This is a genomic window from Eggerthella sp. (assembly GCF_048329335.1).
Taxonomy (GTDB): domain Bacteria; phylum Actinomycetota; class Coriobacteriia; order Coriobacteriales; family Eggerthellaceae; genus Eggerthella; species Eggerthella lenta.
The window spans coordinates 1-1,214 of sequence record NZ_DBFEGU010000472.1 but is presented as its reverse complement, the minus strand read 5'-3'; the positions used below and the strand labels follow the sequence as shown (position 1 = coordinate 1,214).

The following is a 1,214-nucleotide window of genomic DNA, read 5'->3' as shown; positions in this document are numbered from 1 at the left end:
GCGGGCAGCACTTCGTCGGCGCGGTCGTTCGCGTCGTCGAGCGGGAAGGGGAACGGGCCGCTTCCCGCTTTCACCACGATGCCGTAGAGCGATTTCGCTGCCGAGGGGGCTTCGGCGTCGTCTGCGGCGAGACGGGTGGTCAGGCGGGGGGTGCCGTCGACCATTTCGGTCTCGAAGTTGGCCGCGTGCAGCTCGATGGCCTGGGTGGACGTGCGCCCGTCCTCGAACGTCACGGTGACGGTGAGCGTCTGTCCTTCGAACAGGTCGATGACGGGGGATTGCAGGTCGCCCATGATGTTTTCAGGAGGCTCGCCCTCGTTCGTCCAGAGGCCGAAACTCGTCGTGCCGTCCGCGATGCCGGGGTCGTCGCTTGCGGAGACGTCGATGGTGGAACCCATGAGCTTCGCGAGGCTCAGCTTACTCTCTCCGTTCCGCATGGAGCTTCCGACGAAATCGTAGCCGCCGTAGTACTCGCCGGTACCGCGCGCCGTGGGCTTCCAGCTTGCCAGCTCGCCCATGCGCGGGTCGTCGGGGTCGGTCGGTCCGTCTTCGAACGTCACGCGGTACAGGGCTCCGCCCGTCAGGTTCGCCTGCACGCGGGAGATGCCCTCGCCCTCAACGTGGAAGAGGCAGCCGGTGAAGAAGCCGCTCACTTTGTAGTCGTCGCCTCCTGAGAAGCGGTAGCCCAAGTCGCGGTCGAACGCAACGGTGCCCCCCTCGCCGGGCGCGAGCGGCGCGCTGCCGTCGGAGGCGTAGGCGCGCACGGCGAAGCCGCTTGCCTGTTGGGCGTCGCTCAGGGAGATGGCCGTATGGCCGTCCGCGTCCATCGCGCCCATGACCATGGGCACGCCGCCGGCGACGATGGCCGCGGCGACGAGGCAGGCTGCGGCGGGCAGACCCCAGCGACGCGCAACTGCGACGCCGCCGCTGCGCGATCCGGCGCGCCGATGTGGGCGCTTGGCTGACGCGGTCGCGACCGGCTGAGCGGAGGAGGCGAAGCGGTCGGCTGCCCGCTCGGCGGCGGCTAGCGTGCGTTCTTTGAGATCGGACGACGCGCGCACCTGGTGCTGCATGCGCTCGTACTCCTTGCGGAAATCGTTTTCGTTCATGAGTGCGCTCCTAGATTGATCTTGAGGGCCTTGCGCGCGCGGTGGAGGTGGGATCGGACGGTGCCTGAGCGCTCGCCGGTGATCTGCGCTATCTCGTCGGTTGCA

General features: G+C 68.5%; 1 protein-coding gene and 1 pseudogene. Both read right to left on the bottom strand.

The window, feature by feature from the left end:
* Nucleotides 1-1,109 (bottom strand): annotated as a pseudogene (locus ACMO6A_RS14645) (hypothetical protein); the annotation flags it as partial.
* Complete coding sequence (locus ACMO6A_RS14640; RefSeq protein ID WP_418471467.1) at nucleotides 1,106-1,201, bottom strand: hypothetical protein; 96 nt, start codon at nucleotides 1,199-1,201, stop codon at nucleotides 1,106-1,108. The pseudogene ACMO6A_RS14645 and the gene ACMO6A_RS14640, both read right to left, overlap by 4 nt.
* Between the last annotated feature and the right edge of the window lie 13 nt (nucleotides 1,202-1,214).